This window comes from Thiomicrospira microaerophila (assembly GCF_000934765.1).
Classification (GTDB): domain Bacteria; phylum Pseudomonadota; class Gammaproteobacteria; order Thiomicrospirales; family Thiomicrospiraceae; genus Thiomicrospira; species Thiomicrospira microaerophila.
In genome coordinates, this window is the sequence record NZ_JYNN01000015.1 from 21259 (window position 1) to 43666 (window position 22408).

Below are 22408 nucleotides of genomic sequence, written 5' to 3' on the forward strand. Positions count from 1 at the left end.
TATTTGGTTTCTGGTCTTGCCGGTCATCTGTTTAGATGGCCGGCTTTTTTGTTTTTGGAATATCCCGGTTAAGTGCTGGCAGTTTGGTGCTAAATCGGTCAAAATACGCGTTTTATCAACAACAGTCAGGACAGCTCGTTGAAACGCCAAGATTTTTATTTTGATTTGCCCGAGGTATTGATTGCCCAGCAACCCGCCGCAGAGCGACGCGCTAGCCGCTTGCTCGTGCTAGAAGGTCAAAACTGCTTGGATAAGCAGTTTGTTGATTTATTGGATTTTATTCAACCGAATGATCTGCTGGTGTTTAACAATACCCGGGTAATTCCCGCGCGTTTGTTTGGCAAGAAACAAACCGGTGGTCAGGTTGAGTTGCTGATTGAGCGCATTGTCAGTGATTCCCAAGCACTGTGTCATATTCGTTCCTCTAAGTCACCAAAGCCGGGTACCAAGCTCATTATTGAACAAGCGTTTGAAGTTGAGGTAGTCGGACGGCAGGGCGCGTTATTTGAAGTGGTGTTTGATTCAACGAAAACGCCACTAGAATGGCTGGAGCAATTCGGCCATATGCCTTTGCCGCCTTACATTGCGCGCGAAGAGGCGCAAGTGGATAAAGAACGTTATCAAACGGTGTATGGAACACGCCCCGGTGCGGTGGCCGCTCCGACAGCTGGGCTGCATTTTGATGACGCGATGCTCGAATCAATTAAACAAAAGGGCGCGGACATTGGTTTTGTCACCCTGCATGTCGGTGCTGGAACTTTTAAACCTGTGCAGGTGGATAAGATTGAAGAGCACAAAATGCATTCAGAATGGCTCGAAGTACAACCAGGCCTGGTGGCCCAAGTCGCCAAAACGCGTCAAGCTGGCGGTCGAGTAATTGCGGTGGGTACCACATCGGTGCGCTGTTTAGAGACGGCATCGGTGCAGGGTGAGTTGCGGCCGTTTACTGGAGAAACGGATATTTTTATTTCACCCGGTTATGTGTTTCAGCAGGTCGATCTATTAATCACCAATTTCCATCTACCTGAGTCCACCTTAATTATGCTGGTAAGTGCGTTTGCTGGCTATGAGAATACCATGAATGCCTATCGTCATGCAGTTGAGCAGGCATATCGCTTCTTTAGTTATGGTGATGCGATGCTGGTCTTTAAACAAAACACACAGAGAAATGGAAAATAATGAAATTTGAATTAGATAACAATGATGGGCGTGCGCGCCGAGGGCGATTGAAATTTGAGCGTGGAACGGTTGAAACGCCCGCCTTTATGCCTGTTGGTACCTATGGTTCGGTTAAGGGTATGACACCCGAAGAAACCACCCAAACGGGTGCGCAAATCATTTTGGGCAATACCTTTCATTTGGCGATTCGCCCAGGTACAGAGGTGATTAAACTACACGGTGATTTGCATGATTTTATGCATTGGCAAGGCCCCATTCTCACTGATTCAGGCGGGTTTCAGGTGTTTAGTTTGGGTAAAATGCGAAAAATCACCGAAGAGGGCGTAACCTTTGCGAATCCTGTCAATGGTTCTAAAATCTTTATGGGGCCAGAAGAGTCGATGCAGATTCAGCGCGATTTAGGTTCGGATATTGTCATGATTTTTGATGAATGTACCCCTTACCCAGCGACGCATCTCGAAGCCGATGTGTCGATGCGCTTGTCCCTACGTTGGGCGCAGCGTTCTAAAGACGCACATGGCGATAATCCTTCGGCCTTGTTTGGTATCGTTCAGGGGGGGATGTATGCCGATTTAAGAAAAGAATCGGCGGAAAAGCTTCAGCAAATTGGTTTTGATGGCTATGCGATTGGCGGCTTATCGGTAGGTGAGCCAAAAGAAGACATGAAGCGGGTGCTCGATGCCACCGAACCCTTGTTGCCGCAAGACAAACCCCGTTATTTAATGGGTGTTGGCAAGCCAGAAGATATTGTTGAGGCGGTACGTCGTGGCATCGATATGTTCGATTGTGTGATTCCAACTCGCAACGCGCGTAATGGATTTTTATTCACACATGAGGGTGTGGTGAAAATTCGTAATGCGGTGAATAAAACCAGTTTAGAGCCGGTAGATAAACACTGTGATTGCTATACTTGTAAGAACTATACGCGTGCTTATTTACACCATTTAGATAAATGCCGTGAAATCCAAGGCGCAAGGCTAAATACGATTCACAACCTGCATTATTATCAAACCTTGATGCGCGATATTCGCCAAGCGATTAGTGACCAGCGATTCGATGAGTTTGTCGCCGAGTTTTATGCCGCACGCGGCTTAGATGTGCCATTGCTTTAACCCGGGTTAATTTGCTTTAAATTTTTACACTTGAGGTTTCGCTCGTGTATAATTGCCGGCTTGCTTGCTTTTTAATTAAATTTCAAGCAAATGTTTAAACTAGAAGAATTTGTTGGTGGGGTTTCCCATCATCGCCTGATCAAATAATCTAAGGAGATCATAATGGTAGTAATCCGTTTAGCACGTGGCGGTTCAAAAAAACGTCCATTTTATAAAATGGTTGTTTCAGATAGCCGTAACGCCGTAACTGGTCGTTTTATCGAGCAAGTTGGCTTTTTTAACCCTGTCGCCCGTGGCAACGAAGAACGTCTTCGTGTTGATCAGGCGAGAGTGGATCACTGGGTTGCGCAAGGTGCGCAAATGAGTGACCGCGTTAAAAGTCTTGTAAAACAAGCCTAATTGCTTTCGGCCTAATATGAGCAACGAAAAGTTATTAATAGGCCGAATTAATGGCGTGTATGGCGTCAAGGGATGGGTGAAGGTTTTCTCACACACATCCCCCTTGGGTAATATTTTGCATTACCGGCCCTGGTGGGTAAAGCGCCAGGGCGAATGGGTTGAGATGAAAGTCATTGACTCCCATGCACCACAAGGCGGAAAAGCCATTGTGGCGCATCTTGAAACCATCAATTCGCGCGAACAAGCGCGTGAGTTAATGGGTTCAGATATAGCGGTGACCCGCGAACAACTGCCTGACGATGAAAGCGGTTTTTATTGGACTGATTTAATCGGTTGTCAGGTAGAAAATTTGCAGGGTGTTTTGCTAGGTAAGGTCACTGAGCTATTAGAAACTGGCGCACATGATGTGATGCGAGTGAAGGGTGAAGCCAGCCATTTGATACCCTTTGTTTGGGACAACTATATCCTTGATGTAGATTTGGAACAGCAAATGATAAAAGTGAATTGGCAGCCTGAAGAGGTTGAGCAAGACTAGCGCATGCGGTTTGATGTTATCACACTGTTTGAGCCTATGTTTGCGGCATTAACAGAGCAGGGTATTAGTCGTCGAGCTTTACAAAATCAGTTATATCAACTGCAGTTTTGGAATCCACGCGACTATACTACGGATCGCCATAATACGGTTGATGATCGTCCTTATGGCGGCGGGCCGGGTATGTTAATGCTTTATCAACCGTTAAAGCAGGCATTTGAAGCGATAGCGCAATCACTTGCTGGGCAAACGTCCCATGTGATTTATTTATCGCCCCAAGGCCAGCCTTTAACCCAGCAGAAGGTGATTGAACTCGCTGCCAAGCCTCAGCTTACGCTGTTGTGCGGACGCTATGAGGGGGTGGATGAGCGTGTAATTGAACGCTTTGTTGATGAAGAAATTTGTGTCGGTGATTTTGTTGTCAGTGGCGGCGAGTTACCGGCGATGATGTTGATGGATGCGGCAATACGATTGCTGCCAGGTGCGTTAGGGCATCATCTGTCTGCTCAGCAAGATTCTTTTTCGCAAGGTTTGTTGGATTGCCCACACTATACCCGACCTGAGGAAGTTGATGGACTGAGCGTACCGAAGGTATTGCTTGAAGGTCATCATAAAAAAATTGACGCTTGGCGGGAGCAGCAACAATGGTTGCGCACCCATGCACGCCGCCCTGATTTAATAGAAAAAATGGCACTAACCTCTGAGCAGCGTCGTCAGCTCGATGCTCGACTTAAGTTAGTGGAATAGCAGTTTTGAAGTGTCCAATAATTAGAAAGACACTTCAGTGAAATGGAGAGCTTAACGATGAGCGATATCATCAAGCGTATTGAAGCTGAACAAATGACTAAAGAAATTCCTACATTTGGCCCAGGTGACACTGTGGTTGTTCAGGTTAAAGTAAAAGAAGGCACTAACGAGCGTTTACAGGCTTATGAAGGTGTAGTTATTGCAAAGCGTAACCGTGGTTTAAATTCAGCATTCACCGTTCGTAAGATTTCATACGGTGTAGGTGTTGAGCGTACTTTCCAAACTTACAGCCCATTGGTTGACAGCATTGCTGTTAAGCGTCGTGGTGATGTACGTCGTGCGAAACTGTACTATCTGCGTAACCTATCGGGTAAAGCCGCGCGTATCAAAGAAAAGCTATAATTTTAGCTTTCTTTTACTGCATAAAAAAACCGCCTTGAAGGCGGTTTTTTTATGCAGTAAAAGAAAGCGGGTTTAAACCATCCCGCCCATTTGATGGTTCCATAAGCTGCCAAATAATAAACTAAAAAATAATCCCGTACCAAACACGAGGTACCAATAACGACGCATTTTTTTGTCAGCTAATTCTTCCGTTGAACCCTCTTCTAACTCTGGTCTGTCCTTGAAAAAGACGAGCATTAATCCCATCGCGCCAATAAATCCCGCGACATTGGCATAATAGACCACTCCGGTAAAATAAGAGCTCATCCCAAGCACAAGGATTACGGCGTAGGTTAAAAGTAATTTGTTCATCGGTGTTAGTTTCATCTTTTTTAATCCTCTTGGTTAAGTGTGTCAATTTCTTGTTTAGTTAGGTCCCAGCGGTTGTGAACCCACAGGTACTGGGTTGGGTTGTGGCGAATTTCTTGTTCATAAAGTTGGTGTAGTCGAAGTGTATCAGCAAAATCATCTCCGCTTGGAAAGTTGTCTAGCACAGGCAAAAATTCAAGTTCATACTGCATGCCCTTACGCCGCACAAGTGAAGGGATGACCATGCATCCGGTCATTTTAGCGAGTTTTGAGGTGGCACTATGACTTTTCGCCTCAAATCCAAAAAAAGGAACATTTAAATGGCCTTTACCTCGGTAGCGTTGATCGGGCAAGTAGCCAATATTTTTACCCTCGCGCAGTGTTTTAACGAGGCGGCGAGTATCCTTGTAATCAATCGGCAGTTTAGGTGGTTGGCCATGTGTGCGGCCTTTAATGATTAAATGATCAATTAAAGGGTTTTTATTGGGCTTATATACCGGATGTAGGTCGGTTACGAAAGAGGCAAGAAGTCCAGTCATGTCAACATGAGTAAAGTGTGGGGTCAGCAAGAGAGCGCCTTTGCCAGCTTGTTTTGCTTGGTCTAGATGCGCCAAGCCTTTGTAGTGAAAACAGGACTTTATTTTAGGTTGGTTGATATGTTTACGATGGTCCCCCCACCAGGTCATTGCCATTTCAACAAAGGCTATGCCCATTGATTCAAAGTTCTGTTTAACCAGTGTGTTGCGTTGCTGGCGATCTAACGCTGGAAACGCGCGTCGAATATTCGCGATGGCTATTTTTCGGCGTTGTTTGGCCATGTGATACAGGAGGCGACCGACGGCGGCCCCTAGTTTGAATTGAAGAGCGCGTGGGAGTAGGCTGAGTATTTTTAATAGCCCAACCCCTAGCCAGATCCCCCAGTATTTCGGCGCTAAATACTGGGGTCGAAACTTCATTGCTTCAGAGGCTTTCATCGCTGATTCCTTGCTGGTGAAGACGAGTATAGGCACCGTTGGCTTTTAACAAGCTTGTATGGTCGCCTAGCTCTACTAATTGGCCTTGATCAATAACAGCAATCTGGTCGGCATTTTCAATTGTGCTTAAGCGATGCGCGATGATAATGACTGTGCGGTTTTGACGAAGCTTATCCATCGCTTGTTGTATTAGTGCTTCGCTTTGATTGTCGAGTGCAGAGGTGGCTTCATCTAAAATCAAAATAGGTGCATTTTTAAGAAATGCGCGGGCTAAAGCAATCCGTTGACGCTGGCCGCCAGATAGTTTAGCGCCATTTTCGCCAACTTGGGTATCTAGTCCTGCAGGCAGTTGTTCGATAAACTCCCAAGCATGGGCGGATTGAGCGGCGTTAATAATGGCTTGTTCATCATACTCACTATGTCCATAAGCGATGTTGGCGCGAATGGTGTCGTTGAAAAGCACAACTTGCTGGCTGACAAAGCCAATTTGACTACGTAGGTAGTGCAGGTCAATCTGTTCAATCGGGTACCCATCAAGAAGGATGTCGCCTTGTTCAAACGGATAAAACCGGGCGATCAGGTTAACTAGCGTGCTCTTACCGCTACCTGAATGTCCGACAAGCGCAGTAGTTTTGTTGGCTTGAATGAGTAGGCTGAAATTAACGAGTGCAGGTTGAGTTGTGTCGGGATAGTTAAAGCTAACTGATTTAAATTCAATTTTGCCATGTATAGCGGGTTTAGCTTGACCTTTGTTTGTTTCAATTGGGCTGTCAAGCAGGGCAAAAATACTTTCGGCGGCGGCCATGCCTTTTTGCACAATGATATTGATATTGGTCAGGCGTTTAAGCGGTGCAAACGTGAGTGCCATGGCGGTGATATACGAGAGGAGTTCGCCCGGTGTGAGTTGCTGAAAACTAGACAGTTTCATCGCGACATAAATAACCCCTGCTAACGCAATAGAGCCAATGAATAGAACTAAGGGGGAGTTAAGCGCTGAAACGCGCGTAACACGCATGCTGTTTTTAAATAATTGTTTTGCCGCACTATGGAAGCGTTGCTGTTCGTAGTTTTCAGCGTTGTATATTTTTATTTCTTTATGCCCTACTAAGCCTTCTTCGAGGCAATGGGTCATCAGCCCCATGTTGCCTTGCATACTACGGCTGTGGGTGCGCATTTTTTTACTGGCTTGGCGAATAATGAGTCCAAGCAGTGGGCCGACAATTAACATAAAAAGCGTTAAATAGACGGATATGTAAAGCATGTAAGCAAGCAAGGCAATTAAAATTAAGCTGTCGCGAATTAAAACTATCCAAGCCTGAGAAAGTGCATTGCTAGTTTGTTGTACATCATAAGTTATCTTAGACATGAGTTGCCCTACAGAGTAGCGCCCAAACTCAGCCATTGGCAGGTGTTGCATTTTTTGGTACATGTCATTGCGAATGGCGAGGATCGCCCGTTCTGCAATCCAGTGGCTACTGACTTTTGAAACATATTCGCCCACGCCTTTGATAAAAAAGATACCTACTAACATTAAGGGCAGGAGGACGAAGCTGTCCGGATCTTGTTCGATCATGCTTTTATCAACCAGCTCTTTTAGGATAGCGGCCATCGCAGGCTCGGTAATCGCGATGACAACTAAAGCAAAGAGGGTAAGCGCAATCATCGCTTTATAGGGTTTGATGTAACCTAGAAGCCGTTTATAAAGTTGCCAGGTTTTAGGGTCAGATAGTGCAGGTGACCGAGGTGTCATAGGCGTGCGTGTTTAACCAAAAAATAAAGGGTGTATTTTAACCTTTAATGGCACCGCTGACCAGTTTGAACAACCAGGCCTGGTTGATAAAAAGCAAAAAACCCGCTTGAGCGGGTTTTTTGTTTGGGGATTAATGAAAAATTAAGAAGAATAGTACATATCAAACTCGATGGGGTGCGTGGTGGCACGCATGCGTGTTACTTCTTCCATTTTTAATTTAATGTAAGAATCAATCACTTCATCGGTAAATACGCCGCCGGCTTTTAAGAAGTCACGGTCTTTGTCTAATTCCGCCAAGGCTTCTTCTAAAGAAGCACACAAAGCTGTGTAGCTCGCTTCTTCTTCTGGTGGTAGGTCATACATATTTTTCTCTGCAGGCGCGCCCGGATCGATTTTGTTCATGATGCCGTCAAGGCCCGCCATTAAGCAAGCCGCAAACGCTAAGTAAGGGTTAGCGGTAGGGTCAGGGAAGCGTAGTTCCACACGACGTGCGCGCTCAGAGGGTGCGTACGGAATGCGGATAGATGCCGAACGGTTAGAGCCGGAGTAAGCCAGTAAAATGGGTGCTTCAAAGCCAGGAACAAGACGCTTGTAAGAGTTAGTGCCTGGGTTAGTGAAGGCGTTAAGTGCACGCGCATGCTTCATGAGGCCGCCAATATACCAAATCGCTTCTTGTGATAAGCCAGAATAGACATCACCGGCAAAAATGTTTTTGCCATTTTTTGATAGCGACTGGTTGATATGCATGCCCGAACCGTTGTCACCTACAATCGGTTTAGCCATAAATGTGGCTGTTTTGCCCAGTGAGTGACAGGTGTTATGCACGGCATATTTTAGAATTTGTACTTCGTCAGCTTTAGCGGTCAAGGTATTGCCCGCGACAGCGAGTTCACACTGTCCGTTGTTAGCGACTTCGTGGTGATGTGCTTCAAGCTTTAAGCCCATGGCTTCAGCCATGGCGCAAATGTCGGCGCGTACTTCGTGAAGCTGGTCAACCGGTGGAACGGGGAAATAACCACCTTTCACTTTTGGACGATGCCCCATGTTACCGCCTTCATAGACTTTTTCTGAGTTCATTGCGGCTTCTTCGCCGTCAATTTTGACGAAACAGCCAGACATGTCGGCACCCCAGCGCACATCGTCAAAGATAAAGAATTCAGGCTCTGGACCAAAGAAAGCGGTATCGGCTATGCCGGTAGACTGTAGATAAATTTCCGCCTTTTTGGAAATGCCGCGCGGATCTTTTTCGTAAGGCTCAAGTGTTGAGGGTTCAACGATCATGCAGCGAATAATAATGGTCGGGTCATTAAAAAATGGATCAATAAAATAGCCGTCCGTTTGAGGCATCAACACCATGTCAGAGCTTTGAATACCTTTCCAACCGCGAATTGATGAGCCGTCAAAGTTTTGACCGTCTTCAAAAAACTCTTCATCCACGTCTTTGGCAGGGATTGTAACGTGTTGCTCTTTACCGATAGTATCAGTAAAGCGCAAGTCGGCGTATTTAATATCGTTTTCTTTGATTAAATCCATAATGGCTTGTGCTGACATAAGCTTATCCTTCGTTTAGTGTTGTATTTAGGTGTTAATCATTTTCATGATTGTTATTTGTGATATAGCGTAAAGCGTGCCAAATTTGAAATATTAAACGTTGTTTGTTTAGTGGTTTGAAATTAAAAGAAATTTATCCTTTTTGTCTTTCTGGGTTAAGCCGTGCAACGAGATTCGTGTTGCACGGTTTTGGAAGTGCGTGTGTTATTTTGGTGCAGTTTTAGGGTGTTTCAATTTCCACATCGGATGTTGGAATGACGCTGCAGGTTAAAATATAACCTTTATCACAGTCATAAGCGGGCATTTGAATTTCTTCTACACTGCCCGAGACTAACTTTACTTCACACGCCCCACAATTGCCTCCACGACAGCTGTAGGGCATGTCAAAGCCCTGATTGTCGAGTGCTTCTAACATGGAAAACTCGCCGTCAAACTCGCAAGTGCCTTGACCGATTACTGTAATCGTTGCCATGATATGCTCCTTTTAATAAATGAAATGTTAAAACTAACCGGTATTACGCATCCCGGCTGCAATCGCGTTAATGCTATTAAGTAGTGGGCTAAGCCATTTATCACGTTCTTGCTCGCTTACCTCTTCTGACTTATAACGCTTTAACAGCACAATTTGAATATGGTTGAGTGGATCCAAATAAGGGTTGCGACGCTTTAACGATAGGGCGTTGCTCGGCGTTTCAGCCATTAAATAAGGATTCTCGCTCACCAGTAAGCTGTGGCTGACCGTGCGTTGGTGTTCCGAGGCAATCATGGTATAAATCAACTCGGCCTGCACCTGGTCCTGTGCAATTTCGCTATATTCTTTACCTGTTTTGAGTTCAGTTTTGAATAGTGCCATTTGAATGTTACTTAGTAGCGCACGGAAAAACGGCCACTGTTGATACATTTGTTTGAGCTTTGTATCACCGTGAGCCTGTGCCCATTTTTCGAGTGCATAACCTGTGCCATACCAAGCCGGGAAGGTCAGGCGTGCTTGCGCCCAGCCGAAAACCCACGGAATGGCACGGATTGATGACTTGGTTAGGTTGTTCTTTTTGCGGTGTGATGGGCGTGAACCAATATTAAGTAAGCCAATTTCATTCACAGGTGTCGCTTCATAGAAAAACTTAAAAAACCCTTCAGTATGATCCGTTAATTCACGATAAGCCTGTTCACCATCGGTTGAGAGTTGCTGCATGATCTCAAGGTGTTCCGGATTGTCTGGTGTCACTGGGTGCACCAAGCAGGTACTCGCTTTCATTAGGCCGGTCACGCCTAGCGACAGTTCATAGGTTGCGGTTTCGGCATTAGAGTATTTATAAGACAATACTTCGCCTTGTTCAGTGAATTTGATTTCACCGCGAACTGTACCTGTAGGTTGCGATAAAATCGCAATGTGTGTTGGGCCGCCCCCACGTCCAATTGTGCCGCCACGGCCATGGAATAAGCGGCAGTCAATATCGCATTCATCGGCAAGTTTCATGATTTGTTGTTGTGCTTGATAAAGGCTCCAAGCTGATGATAGGTTACCGCCATCCTTGGCAGAGTCGGAGTAACCTAGCATGATTTCTTGTTGATTGCCTGAGGCTTTTAGCAGTGCATTGTAGGTTGGGTTCTTCAATAACGCTGAGGTGACGGGTACAATATGTCCCAAGTCTTCGATGGTCTCAAACAGTGGCGTGATATGAATGTCGCTGTAAGGCTGGCCGGCGTTATAGCCCGCCAAGCCTGCTTGGTGGGCAAGGAATAAAACCTCCATGACGTGGCTGGCTTCGTGAGTCATGGAAATAACATAGTTGTTAAAGGTTTTTTCGCTGATTTCTTTGCGCATTTCACGAATAACGTTGAATACTTCAAGTACTTCGCGTGTCATCTCTTTTAGAGCCAGGTGTTGCGTGTCAATAATTGTGGGGGAGCTGACTTGATCCGCCAGCAGTTCAAGTCGCTGCGTTTCAGATAGGCTGTTGTAGTCAATGCCTAAATGAGAGAGAAGGTCGCTGACGGCTTCCGTATGCACGGTTGACTCTTGGCGAATATCGAGGCGCATTAAATAGAAGCCAAATGTTTTTACTAGACCTATCAAGTCTTTTAGGTCGGCATCGGCAATGCTCTGATCACCGTGGCCACATAGCGAGCTATGAATTAATTGTAGGTCAGCCAGAAACTCTTGTTCATTTTGATAGGCAAACCCACTTTTTTGTGCGCGCTGGTCACCGTTTATCCGTGCTTCGATGTAGTCGAGGTTTTGTTGTAACCGTCCATGCATCAAATATAAAAAGCGACGGTAAGGTTCGTCTTTGAAGCGTTCTGAGCGCTTATGGAAGACCAGCTCAAGTAGATCAACATCGACAATACTAGCGCGGTTGACCAGTTCTGGATCAATCTTGGCAATATAGCGAGAGTGAGTGAGTATCGCGCTCAGTTCAAACAAGCGACGCTTGTATTCATACATCACAGCGCGTGATTGAAGAAAGAGTGCTTGTTCGGTGGTTTCGTGTGTCACAAATGGGTTACCGTCGCGGTCGCCACCAATCCAAGACCCAAAGGTTAAAAAGGTCGGCGTTTCAATCTTGGCTTCGGGGTAATGGCGCTCTAGTGCGCGTTCCATAAAACGGTACACCTTGGGGACAGATTGAAATAAGGATTGACGGAAATAGTAGATGCCATTGCGAATTTCGTCACTGACCGTTGGTTTAGTGTGGCGCACTTCATCTGTTTTCCATAGCACTTGAATTTGTGATTTGAGTTTATTAATCACTTCGTTGCGTGCAAAATTGTTTTCAAAATGATCGGCTTCGTTAAAATCTTCGAGTGTGACAAAGATGCGGCGTAGGTTTTCCATTACCGCCCGACGTTTGGATTCGGTAGGGTGGGCTGTAAATACGGGCACATAATTCAGCTTGCCAAGGAGTAAGCTTACTTGTTCTGCGCTCATACCATCTTGCTTGAATTGACCAATGGTTTCAAGCATGGAGCCCATCCATAAGTGTTCTTCAGATTTTAATTTGCTTTGGCGAGCATGGTATTGGTGTTCTTCTTCAGCGAGGTTGGCTAAGCTGAAGTAAAGGTTAAAAGCGCGAATAATAATAATCAGTGCTTTGGGTGTTTGTTGTTCGATAAACGCTTGGAGTTCAGCGCGAAGGGCCGGATCATCTTGTTTGCGAAGTGAAATATAGCCTTTGCGCAGTTTTTCGACAGCCTCTAGCATGTCCGTGCCATTTTGGCTTTCTATTACTTCGCCCAGTAGCTTGCCGAGCAGCTTTACGCGTGCGCGTAAAAGTTTGTCTTGTGGATCGTGAGTCGTCATTGTAACCATAGCCATCTCGTTTTTTTGAAAAAAGTGTGAAGGATTATAACAGATTTGAGAAGCAGGTTTATAGGCGGATTGATGGGGGAGGGGATTTTTAACCCGAGTGCCTATGAATCGAATAAAGCGAATCTAAGTATTCGGGTTAACACGGGTTAAGCGTGTTGTTATTATCCTTGGTAGCGATTCGCGCCGTCTAGGATTTCTTTTTTAGCAGATTCGACATCTTCCCATCCATCAATTTTGACCCATTTTCCAGGTTCAAGATCTTTGTAGTGTTTAAAGAAGTGCTCTATTTGCTCTTTAAGTAATGGAATCTGCTCAACAGCGGTGATGTCTTTATAAATCGGTGTCAGTTTATTGACGGGTACCGCGATAACTTTAGCATCCTCGCCACCATCATCGGTCATTTTTAATACACCGATTGGGCGGCAGCGAATAACGGAGCCTACCATTAAAGGATGAGGGGTGACGACAAGCACATCAACCGGATCGCCGTCATTCGCAAGGGTTTGGTTGATGTAGCCATAGTTGGCTGGGTAGGCCATCGTGGCACCCTGTAAACGATCAACCCAAACCAGGTCGGTGTCCTTGTCGACTTCATACTTAATGGGTGAAGCAAAAGCAGATATTTCAATAATCACATTAATGTCATTTGGCAGGTCTTGACCTGCGCTTACAGCGGCGTAGCCCATGGTGCGTTCCTTGTAAAGTTAAAAAATTAAGTTAAAACAAAACCACCCGCTTAGGCGGGTGGTAACATTGCAAAAAGAAAATCGATTAATCTTTTAGATAACCCATCGCTTTTTCGACTTCATTTTTCGAGCCCAGCATAACGGGGCAGCGTTGGTGAATGTCTTTTGGTTCTACATCCATAATGTGCTCACGTCCAGTCGTTGATAAGCCCCCCGCTTGTTCAACAATCATGCTCATTGGGTTGCCTTCGTACATGAGGCGTAGCTTGCCTGGTTTGTTAGGCTCACGACTATCCCAAGGGTACATGAAGATACCACCACGAACCAGGATGCGGTGAACTTCGGCAACCATTGATGCAACCCAGCGCATGTTGTAGCGCTTGCCTAGGGCACCGGTTTCGCCCGCTAGACAGTCGCTAACGTAAGACTTCATGCCATCTTCCCAGAAGCGCTGGTTGGACGCGTTGATGGCAAATTCATTCGTATCCGCTGGAATAGTCACTTGTTCACGCGTTAATACAAACTCACCAATGTGACGGTCAAGGGTAAAGAAGTTAACGCCTTTACCTGTGGTGAGTACTAAAAGGCTTGATGGGCCGTAAAGTACATAGCCTGCCGCGACTTGCTTGCGACCGTTTTGTAGGTAAATCGTTTGGTCATCACCTTGGCGCTCATCCGCAGGTGCTTCAAGGATCGAGAAGATCGTGCCTACAGATAGATTTACGTCAATGTTTGATGAGCCATCTAGTGGGTCAAATAGCACAAGGTAACGACCGGTGCTTGTGCCAGCAACAGTATAGTCTTCTTCTTCAGACGCGATGCCTTTAACGCAGTTATCTTCCGTTAAAATATTTTTCAAAAGATCATTTGAAACGACGTCAAGTAATTTTTGGGTTTCACCCTGCACGTTTTCATTCACGCTTGAACCTAAAATACCCGCTAAATCACCTTGACCTAGTTTATGGGAGATTTCTTTACAAGCGATCATGACATGGCTGATCACTTGCTTTAGTTCACTGTTAACTTCATCGCGTTTTAAGACTTCATGTAGACGAATCATGGATTTGCTCTCTCGTTTGTGTAAAAATCGTGTTAGCTTACCGCTAAGCGGGTAAAATTACAAGTTTTCTGTAGGGTGGTATATTTATTTTAATCGCGTGAAAAAAAGGAAGTGCTCGCATGAGAAAGGTGCGTTATGCCATTATTGGCGCTGGAACCGTCGGGTTAACGGCTTTAGATATTATTAAAGAACAAACCGATGATTATGTTTTAATTCAGCTGGGTGAGTGGGGCACGACTTGTGCACGGGTAGGTTGCATGCCTTCAAAGGCGATGATTCATGCCGCTAATCATTTTTTTCATGCAAAAGGTGCAGGTGCAGTCGGTGTAAAAGGCGTAGCGGGCTTAACTATTGATCATGCGGCCGTTATGCAGCGAGTGCGTCGTTTTCGTGATCGTTTTGTTAAGGGTATTAATGCAGGCACAGTGGAGACCTTGCCCGCGGACAAAGTTATTTTGGGTGCGGCTCACTTTGTTGCCCCTCATCGCTTGGAAGTAAACGGTGAATTGATTGAGGCAGAGCGTATTATTATTGGTACAGGTTCGCGTCCAGTGGTGCCAGCGACTTGGCGTGAAAAGCTGGGCAAGCGATTGCTCACCAGTGATACAGTATTTGAGCTGGAGACGCTGCCAAGGCGTGTTGCGGTGGTGGGCTTAGGGGTAATCGGTCTTGAATTGGGTCAGGCTTTATCACGCTTGGGGGTTGACGTAATCGGTTTTGAAGCGAGTGATACATTAAGTGGCCTGCGTTACCCCGAGGCATCGGCGAAGTTGGTAGAATGTATGTCATCCGAGTTCGCTATCTATTTAAATCAGTCCGTTGATGTTGATGTCGATGCGCATTGTGCGAAGGTGCGGCGTGGCGACGCAATTTTTGAAGTCGATGCGGTATTGGTAACGATGGGTCGAACGCCTAATATTGATCAATTAGGCCTGGAAAATTTAAATGTGGCGTTAAATGATCTGGGTATGCCGCCGTTTAACCCAGAAACGATGCAGGTTGCAGATTTGCCGGTTTTTATTGCGGGTGATGCCAGTGGGTACCGTCCAATTTTGCATGAAGCCGGTGATGAGGGTAAGATAGCGGCGTTGAATGCCGTGGGGTTTCCTCATGTGCAGTCAATACCACGCAAAACGCCTTTAGGTATTAGCTTTATCGAGCCGGGTGCTGCCTATTTTGGCGATAGATTTGATGCGCTTGATCCTGCAAAAATAGAGGTGGCTGCGTTTGATTTGCATTGCAATAACGGTCGTGCCATTGTGATGGATCAAGATCACGGCTTGTTGTGTTTGTTTGCAGATAGTGCGTCAGGCCAACTGCTAGGCGGTGAGTTGGTGATGCCTCAAGCGGAGCATTTGGCACACTTGCTTGCTTGGTGTGTGCAGCAACGCATGACTGTGGCACAGATTTTGCAGATGCCTTTTTACCACCCGGTTCTCGAAGAAGCGGTGGCGTCGGTATTAAAACAATTAAATGCAAAACTCAAAACCGATGGAGTGAGCTGAAATACGGAAGTCTGTTATAATTAGACGCGTAATAACAACCAGGCCTGGTTGAGAAGCAGTGATTTTGAGCCCAAATGTTATGAATTACTATTTGGCTGGGCCAATAATTTAAGATGGAATCGAGTGACTAAAGAAACAAATCAAACAGCGGATCCGTTTGCTGATCGTGAAGCTGAAAAATATGAAAACCCTGTACCGAGTCGCGAGTTTATTCTTGCGTTTATGGAAGAGGTCAATCAACCCCTGCGCCAATACCAGCTTGCCGCTGGCTTGGGTGTAGATGAAGATGATGAGGAGCGTTTTGAAGCTTTGTCACGTCGCTTAAAAGCGATGTTGCGAGATGGTCAATTAATGAAGAATCGCCGAGGCTTATTTTGTCTAATCCAAAAGATGGATTTGGTCAAGGGCAAGGTGATGGGGCATCCAGACGGCTTTGGTTTTTTAAGTTGTGATAGTGATGAGCCTGACTTGTTTATCTCGGCGCAAGAAATGCATAAGGTGCTGCATGGCGATGAAGTCATTGCCTCGATTGTCGGCGAAGACAAGCGAGGTCGTAAAGAAGCGGCGATTGTGGAAGTCACTAAACGCAACTCAACTCAGCTTGTTGGTCGTGTGCATATAGAAGACGGTCTGGCTTGGGTGCATCCAAACAATAATCGTATCACTCAAGATGTGTTCGTGCCCGCTGATGGCATTATGGACGCGCAGGAGGGTCAGATCGTTAAGGTGGATATCCTGACGCAGCCTTCAAAGCGTCACGGGCCGATTGGTCGCATTGTTGAAGTGATGGGCGATTATATGGCACCCGGTATGGAAATTGATACCGCCATTCATGCGTTTGGTATTCCGAATGAGTGGCCTGAGGCATTGATCAGTGAGCTGGATGTGATACCTAATGAGGTCACCGAGGCCGACTTAGAAGGACGTAAGGATGTGCGTCATTTGCCCTTGGTTACGATTGATGGTGATGACTCACGTGATTTTGATGACGCGGTTTATGCCAAGCGTCGCAAAACAGGCGGTTGGCGTCTTGTTGTTGCGATTGCGGATGTGTCGCATTATGTTAAGCCAGGTACCGAGCTAGACAAAGAAGCCTATAAGCGCGGTAACTCGGTTTATTTTCCACAGCGTGTGATTCCCATGTTGCCTGAAAAGTTGTCTAATGAACTTTGCTCGCTGAATCCGCATGTTGACCGGCTTTGTATGGTGTGCGATATGTATATTGGTGAAGAAGGTCAGCTTGAGCGTACGCAGTTTTATCAGGCAGTAATGAATTCAAAAGCCAGATTAACCTACAATCAGGTGCATGATGTTTTAACCGACTCACAAAGTGAGTACCGCCAAACCTTCGCACCGATGGTTGAGCATTTAGAAACCTTAAATGAACTATATCAAGTGCTGGCTAAGTCGCGTGCCGAACGGGGTGCGCTAGAGTTTGATACGGTTGAAACTAAAATGGTATTTGACGGTGATCGTAAAATCGATAAGATTGTGCCGGTGGTGCGCAATGAAGCGCATAAACTGATTGAAGAATGTATGTTAATGGCAAACGTTGCCACAGCGCGCTATCTAAAACACCATAAAATCCCGATTCTCTATCGCGTGCATGAACAGCCAAAGGAAGAGAAACTTAAAAAACTAAAAGGGTTTCTTGCTGACTTTGGTCTACAGCTGGGGGGAGGGGATGACCCGACAGCGCATGATTTTGATCAAGTGATGCAGCAGGTTAAAGGACAATCCTACCAGCATCTTGTGAATACTGTGATGCTGCGCAGTATGAATCAGGCGGTTTATCAGCCTGAAAATAAAGGCCACTTTGGCTTAAGTTTTGAGCACTATGCGCACTTTACTTCACCAATACGTCGTTACCCTGATTTATTAATTCATCGTGCGATTCGTCATGCTTGGCTGAAGCAGGGCGCGGAGGGCTTTCATTACGACACGCCCGCGATGGAAGGTTTTGGCCGCCATTGCTCAGATACCGAGCGCCGTGCGGATGAAGCAACGCGTGATGCCGTGACTTTCTTAAAGTGTGAGTTTCTATCACATCGACTTGGTGAGCAGTATCAAGCAGTGATTTCATCGGTGACTAACTTTGGCATGTTTGTGGAGCTGGATGATCTTTATATCGAAGGGCTCATTCATATTACAGAGTTAGGGGAGGATTACTTCCATTTTGACCCGGTGCGTCACTGTTTGAAAGGTGAGCGGACCGGTCAGGTTTATCGCTTGGGTGATCGTGTTGAGGTGCAGGTTGCACAGGTAGTGTTAGATACACGTAAAATTGATCTAAGGCTCGTGCGTCAGTTAACTAGCAGTGGTACGGAGTCGGTAGAATCGCCAACGTCGCAGCCAGAAGCTGATGCGACTGAACAGCCAAAGAAAAAACGTCGCTCGCGTAATTATGCCAATAAAAAACGCAGTCGTTCTCGCAGCAAAAAGGCCACTGAATGAGCGACCAAATCTACGGCATTCATGCGATTGAGCGATTGTTAAAACAGTCACCGCATCTAATTTTTCACATCAGCGTGATTGAAGGGCGTTTAAACCCGCGATTACAAAGCCTTAAACAGCAAGCAGAACAGCTGGGTGTGAAGGTCAATGCCCTGCCAAAAGCCCGGTTTGACAAGCTTGACGCGGTTCACCAAGGCATCATGGCCGAGGTGTCGCCACAAACACGTTTTAACGAAGATGATTTAATCGGATTGGTCGAGTCAAATCCTCAAGCCTTAATTTTGTTTTTAGATGAAGTGCAAGACCCGCATAATTTAGGCGCGATATTACGCAGCGCCGATGCGACAGGTGTTGATGCCGTAGTCATTCCAAAAAACAATGCCGTGGGGGTCAACCCGACAGTGCGCAAAGTCGCCTGCGGCGCCGCCGATAGCGTGCGCTTAGTGGTGGTGACCAACTTATCACGTACTATGGTTCAATTGCAGCAGGCGGGATTATGGTTGGTAGGCTTAGCGGGAGAAACCGACCAAACACTCTACCAGGCTGATTTCAAAGGTCCGGTTGGTTTGGTGATGGGGGCGGAAGGCACAGGCCTTCGGCGCTTAACCCGCGAACATTGTGATCAATTGGTGGCGATTCCGATGAAAGGGCAGGTTGAAAGCCTGAATGTATCGGTCGCCACAGGCGTGGCGCTCTACGAGGTGTTACGTCAACGCGGGGTTTAGAGCTAATCTTTTTTCATGTCGGCAAGATAGATCGCCCCTGTTTCACTATCCACTTCAATATCAACTGGCTTGAGCTCCTCACGCCAGCAAGGACCTTCGACACACACCCCGTCTTCAATTCTAAAAAAAGCATCATGCACTGAACACTTCATCGTCATTTCAAACGGATTAATGTCAATTTTATACGCTTCATCCAGTGGCACATCCTGGTGTGGGCAATTATTTTCATAGGCTTTGATTTCGTTGTCATGCTTAATCAACACCACCTTATGCCTTAATCCGGGCGCGGGAACCACGGTTGCTCTGGCGCTAGTAATGTGTTTAAGGTTAGCAATCGGCTTGCGCGTGACCAGTGGGCTAAGCAGATTATCAAGCCCGATTTGTTGGCACTTGCGGGCGGCTAATTGGCTGGCTTGCTCAACCGCTGATTTCAAATCCAGGCCTGCAATTAAGTGATGAATGAGTGCCGCATTAAAGGTATCACCCGCCCCCAGTGTATCAACCACTTTTTTTAGCTTGACCGCAGGCTGGTGGTGCAACTCGCCTTGATGGCTCATGCACCAAGCCCCTTGTTCGCCCCAGGTGCAGACCAACTGCTTGCCAGGGTGCTGGTGATGAATAGCTTGCAAGAGTTGCGCACCCTCTGCAAAACCCTTGGCTTTTGCATAATGATGCGAAAAGATGATTAGGTTGGCTTGCTCAAATAATCCCTCGATGCCCTCGCGAGGTTTTTCAACTTCCAGTGAAATGGGTTGGTGGCTCAAAAAAGTTTTAGCAATATTTAGCATTCCACCTAATGCCTCCAGGTTTCGCCCTTCAAAATGCAGCCAGTCATAGTCCTCAATTTCAATTTTAGCAAAATGCTCAAAATCGCACTCAGGCAGGTCGCGGTAATGAGTAATGGTGCGCGAGCCCGTTTGCTGTGAAATCGTAATATAGGAGGTGGGGGTCGCGCCTTTTATAAAACGCTGCACATGCTGGGTATCAATTTGCTGTTGTTCGAGTGCTTTTTTTAGATGCTTGGCTTGATCGTCCGTCGCTAAGGTGGTGACAATCGCCGTTTGATGGCCGAGTTGGCTCAACACGTATAAGCTATTGGCGGTGTTGCCGCCAAACTTAAACTGGCGTTGTTGCGCCCGAACCTCTGCATCCTCTTTAGGGTAGTGTTCACAAAATAATAAGGTGTCTAATACGAGATTACCAATGCCCAGAATTTTAGCCATTTTTTAGCCCATGAATAAATAAAAAGCGCGTTAAAATGAATCAATTTTAGCATAAATGTATGCACACTTCTTTTCTCGTTTGCCCTGAGCCTTGGAGGCTTGTCGTTGACGTCTAACAATATCGGGAGTTGATAAAATCAGCGAATTGGTTTCGTGCGCGCGCCATCCTTCGTGTTGGGTGTTAGAAAGTTCATAGCCCTTATTGCAGGGGCTGTCAAGAGGTGAATAACATTTTGTAAATTTATTGCAAACAGGTTAAATATTGGAATTGACATTTGCTAACTACTTGAAATGTATGTGTAATTTGAAATTTATCCTGTATTTTGCTGTATTGTGTTATTCACAAATCCTGTGGATAAGTCTGTGGGTTTAAAACCTGAATAGGTGCTAAGTGGTTTATTTTAGATTTAATCTAAGCCATCGCTTAATTTTTAGTCAATGCTTGTGCACTAGTGGAGAAATAAATAGGCCCATAAAAAATTTTAGGCGTCTAATTTCAAAGACTCCACGAGTAAGAGTGACAGGCGCGTGCTTAACCGTTAGAATCCTAGCTTATCGATTTGTTAAAAAAATATATATAAAAAATAAAAGAGGGCGCTGTGTGAATGAGCTAAAAACAACCTTTAGTTCGGGCTGTAGTAGTTGTGGGCTACAACGTATATGCTTTCCGACGGGTTTGATGAGAACCGATATTATGCGATTAGACTCGATTGTCGAAAGGACGCCAAAAGTAACCAAGGGGCAATACCTTTATAAAGCAGGGCAAACCTTTGAAACGCTATTTGCAATTAAAGCGGGGGCGGTCAAAGCCTTTAATATTACGCAGCAAGGTGAGGAGCAAATTTTAGGTTTTTATTTACCCGGTGATGTTATTGGCATGGATGGTCTGCAAGATCTGATGCACCAGTGTAATGTTGTGGCGCTGGAAAGTACCACTGTATGTTTATTGCCCTTTGACCAACTTGAGCGCCTGGCCTTGCAAATTCCGGCGCTCAATCATCAGTTATTGTGTTTGATGAGTCGTGGGTTAAATGATGGGCGCATTCACTCCGAGATTTTGTCCAAACGTAACGCCGATCAGCGAGTGGCTTATTTTGTTTGGTATTTATCACGCCGATTTTTGAGTCGAGGTTACAAACATACTGAATTCAGATTTGGTGTGCTACATCGAGAAGTCGCGATGTTTTTAGGTCTAACGCCTGAAACTTTTTCTCGTATCTTGTCCAAGCTCATGGAGTTAAATATTGTTGCTTGGCGACGAAAAGATATTCAGATTTTAGATATGGCGGCTTTGGCAAGATTGGCTGATGAAAAGGTTTTAAGCTTACCGGATGTATTGGATGTTAAACAAGCCTAAACCACGCGTCACAGGCGTGTAGGCTCAGGGTAAACGCATCTAAATAATATAAAAAATTACGCGTTATTGCGAGGCCGAAGGCTGTGGCAATCCCTTGCAGACTACGCACGCCCTTGAGCGATTGCCGCGTCGCTAGGCGCTTCCCAATGACGGGTATTTGCAGGGGTATCCATGGATATCCATCATTTTCCTATTTTTTGCATTTTTATTGATTTTAATCAAGATGATACAAGTGAAGCTATGTTTTAATGTTGTTTGAGTGATGGAGAGCTGCTTTATGTGGTTTTCTAATGTAGCCCGCTTGACCCGGCCTTTGCGTCGGGTTTTTTTGTTTTCGCTTGTTGAGTACCCATGTGTTGCGTTAGCAACATGCGAATTTATAAAATATTTAAATTAAATTTTGTTATAATCAAACAGTTAATTTATCAAACCTAAGGAGTGGGTGATGTCTTTGTTTCGTGTTAAGAATTTTTTATTGGTTGCGGCAATGGGTGTGTTCGCAGTAGGTTGTAGTTCAACCCCTACCTCCGATGATGCGGAAGTAGTGAGTAGCGCCACATCAACACAAACCACAACAGGGGCTTCTACCGCTGTTGTGCCAGCCGGGTCCACGGTGACAGCAAAACCAGTAGCCGTAACGCAAGTTGACGAAACGGTGGCCAAGGAAGATGAAATAGCGGCACTGTTTGCGAGCTTACAAGGATTGCGTGTACATTTTGATTTTGACCGTTCAGAATTGAAAACAGAGTTTGCCGAAGTGATTAAAAAACATGCACGTTACCTTGAGTTAAACCCCCAGGCACGCTTAACTATTGAGGGCCATTGTGATGAGCGCGGTACTCGTGAATATAACCTTGCGCTAGGTGAGCGTCGTGGTAATGCGGTAAAAGATGCATTAGTCGCGGAAGGTGTCAACCCAAATCGTTTAAATGTTATTAGCTTTGGCAAAGACATGCCTTTAGTCGAGCTAAGCAATAATGAAGCTTGGAGCAAAAATCGTCGTGCCGAGTTTGTTTACTAATTGTTGTGAATCATAGCGTGATAGAAGCCCTCATTTAGAGGGCTTTTTTATTTTTAGCGGAACGCCAGGAGAA

Annotated in this window: 20 protein-coding genes; 11 read left to right on the forward strand and 9 right to left on the reverse strand. The window is 45.7% G+C overall.

Annotated features, from left to right (window positions below; genetic code table 11):
- The first annotated feature begins 138 nt into the window (after positions 1-138).
- The 6 genes from queA (at position 139) to rplS (ending at position 4371) form a co-directional block, all read left to right on the forward strand.
- On the forward strand, positions 139-1179 hold the full coding sequence (queA, locus tag NA59_RS06440; protein ID WP_044409784.1) for a tRNA preQ1(34) S-adenosylmethionine ribosyltransferase-isomerase QueA: 1041 nt from the start codon (positions 139-141) through the stop codon (positions 1177-1179).
- A complete protein-coding gene (gene tgt / locus NA59_RS06445; protein WP_044409787.1) occupies positions 1179-2291 on the forward strand; it encodes a tRNA guanosine(34) transglycosylase Tgt in 1113 nt (370 codons plus the stop codon). The genes queA and tgt overlap by 1 nt, the downstream gene beginning before the upstream one ends.
- A gap of 162 nt (positions 2292-2453) precedes the next feature.
- Positions 2454-2690 carry a 30S ribosomal protein S16 gene (gene rpsP, locus NA59_RS06450; RefSeq protein WP_044409790.1) on the forward strand — a complete coding sequence of 79 codons (237 nt, stop codon included), beginning with the start codon at positions 2454-2456 and terminating at the stop codon, positions 2688-2690.
- A 16-nt stretch (positions 2691-2706) separates the two neighbouring features.
- The gene (gene rimM / locus NA59_RS06455; protein WP_044409794.1) at positions 2707-3225 is read left to right on the forward strand and encodes a ribosome maturation factor RimM; all 519 of its coding nucleotides are present in this window, start codon (positions 2707-2709) and stop codon (positions 3223-3225) included.
- Between the two features lie 3 nt (positions 3226-3228).
- The gene (gene trmD / locus NA59_RS06460; protein ID WP_044409797.1) at positions 3229-3969 is read left to right on the forward strand and encodes a tRNA (guanosine(37)-N1)-methyltransferase TrmD; all 741 of its coding nucleotides are present in this window, start codon (positions 3229-3231) and stop codon (positions 3967-3969) included.
- A 57-nt stretch (positions 3970-4026) separates the two neighbouring features.
- Complete coding sequence (rplS, locus tag NA59_RS06465; RefSeq protein ID WP_044409799.1) at positions 4027-4371, forward strand: 50S ribosomal protein L19; 345 nt, start codon at positions 4027-4029, stop codon at positions 4369-4371.
- 72 nt (positions 4372-4443) lie between these two features.
- Here rplS and NA59_RS06470 read toward each other — a convergent pair whose 3' ends face one another.
- From NA59_RS06470 to NA59_RS06505, 8 genes are all read right to left on the reverse strand, one after another.
- Complete coding sequence (locus tag NA59_RS06470) at positions 4444-4737, reverse strand: hypothetical protein (protein WP_083944995.1); 294 nt, start codon at positions 4735-4737, stop codon at positions 4444-4446.
- A gap of 5 nt (positions 4738-4742) precedes the next feature.
- Positions 4743-5693 carry a lysophospholipid acyltransferase family protein gene (locus NA59_RS06475; RefSeq protein ID WP_232504047.1) on the reverse strand — a complete coding sequence of 317 codons (951 nt, stop codon included), beginning with the start codon at positions 5691-5693 and terminating at the stop codon, positions 4743-4745.
- Positions 5680-7443 carry a lipid A export permease/ATP-binding protein MsbA gene (msbA, locus tag NA59_RS06480; RefSeq protein WP_044409803.1) on the reverse strand — a complete coding sequence of 588 codons (1764 nt, stop codon included), beginning with the start codon at positions 7441-7443 and terminating at the stop codon, positions 5680-5682. Before msbA ends, NA59_RS06475 begins: the two co-directional genes overlap by 14 nt.
- Positions 7444-7584: 141 nt before the next feature.
- On the reverse strand, positions 7585-8994 hold the full coding sequence (gene glnA, locus NA59_RS06485; protein ID WP_044409805.1) for a type I glutamate--ammonia ligase: 1410 nt from the start codon (positions 8992-8994) through the stop codon (positions 7585-7587).
- Positions 8995-9214: 220 nt separating this feature from the next.
- Positions 9215-9466, reverse strand: coding sequence for a 2Fe-2S iron-sulfur cluster-binding protein (locus tag NA59_RS06490; protein WP_044409808.1), 252 nt, complete (start codon positions 9464-9466; stop codon positions 9215-9217).
- 33 nt (positions 9467-9499) lie between these two features.
- On the reverse strand, positions 9500-12304 hold the full coding sequence (gene ppc / locus NA59_RS06495; RefSeq protein ID WP_407701050.1) for a phosphoenolpyruvate carboxylase: 2805 nt from the start codon (positions 12302-12304) through the stop codon (positions 9500-9502).
- Positions 12305-12465: 161 nt separating this feature from the next.
- The gene (ppa, locus tag NA59_RS06500) at positions 12466-12990 is read right to left on the reverse strand and encodes an inorganic diphosphatase (RefSeq protein WP_044409811.1); all 525 of its coding nucleotides are present in this window, start codon (positions 12988-12990) and stop codon (positions 12466-12468) included.
- An 85-nt stretch (positions 12991-13075) separates the two neighbouring features.
- Positions 13076-14050: a class 1 fructose-bisphosphatase gene (locus tag NA59_RS06505; protein WP_044409813.1), complete on the reverse strand. Its 975-nt coding sequence runs from the start codon at positions 14048-14050 to the stop codon at positions 13076-13078.
- Between the two features lie 119 nt (positions 14051-14169).
- Between NA59_RS06505 and NA59_RS06510 the strand changes: the two genes are divergently transcribed.
- The 3 genes from NA59_RS06510 (at position 14170) to rlmB (ending at position 18734) form a co-directional block, all read left to right on the forward strand.
- The gene (locus NA59_RS06510; RefSeq protein WP_044409816.1) at positions 14170-15555 is read left to right on the forward strand and encodes a dihydrolipoyl dehydrogenase; all 1386 of its coding nucleotides are present in this window, start codon (positions 14170-14172) and stop codon (positions 15553-15555) included.
- Positions 15556-15678: 123 nt separating this feature from the next.
- Positions 15679-18009: a ribonuclease R gene (rnr, locus tag NA59_RS06515; protein WP_044409820.1), complete on the forward strand. Its 2331-nt coding sequence runs from the start codon at positions 15679-15681 to the stop codon at positions 18007-18009.
- On the forward strand, positions 18006-18734 hold the full coding sequence (gene rlmB, locus NA59_RS06520; protein ID WP_044409822.1) for a 23S rRNA (guanosine(2251)-2'-O)-methyltransferase RlmB: 729 nt from the start codon (positions 18006-18008) through the stop codon (positions 18732-18734). The genes rnr and rlmB overlap by 4 nt, the downstream gene beginning before the upstream one ends.
- 2 nt (positions 18735-18736) lie before the next feature.
- On the opposite strand, the gene NA59_RS06525 is transcribed toward rlmB, so the two are convergent.
- Positions 18737-19957, reverse strand: coding sequence for a PfkB family carbohydrate kinase (locus NA59_RS06525; protein WP_044409823.1), 1221 nt, complete (start codon positions 19955-19957; stop codon positions 18737-18739).
- Between the two features lie 601 nt (positions 19958-20558).
- On the opposite strand from NA59_RS06525, the gene NA59_RS06530 reads away from it, so the two are divergent.
- Together NA59_RS06530 and pal are read left to right on the forward strand one after the other, a co-directional pair.
- Positions 20559-21314 (forward strand): cyclic nucleotide-binding domain-containing protein, encoded by a 756-nt coding sequence (locus NA59_RS06530; protein WP_044409828.1) that lies wholly within the window; start codon positions 20559-20561, stop codon positions 21312-21314.
- A gap of 445 nt (positions 21315-21759) precedes the next feature.
- A complete protein-coding gene (pal, locus tag NA59_RS06535; protein WP_044409831.1) occupies positions 21760-22335 on the forward strand; it encodes a peptidoglycan-associated lipoprotein Pal in 576 nt (191 codons plus the stop codon).
- Positions 22336-22408: the final 73 nt, after the last annotated feature.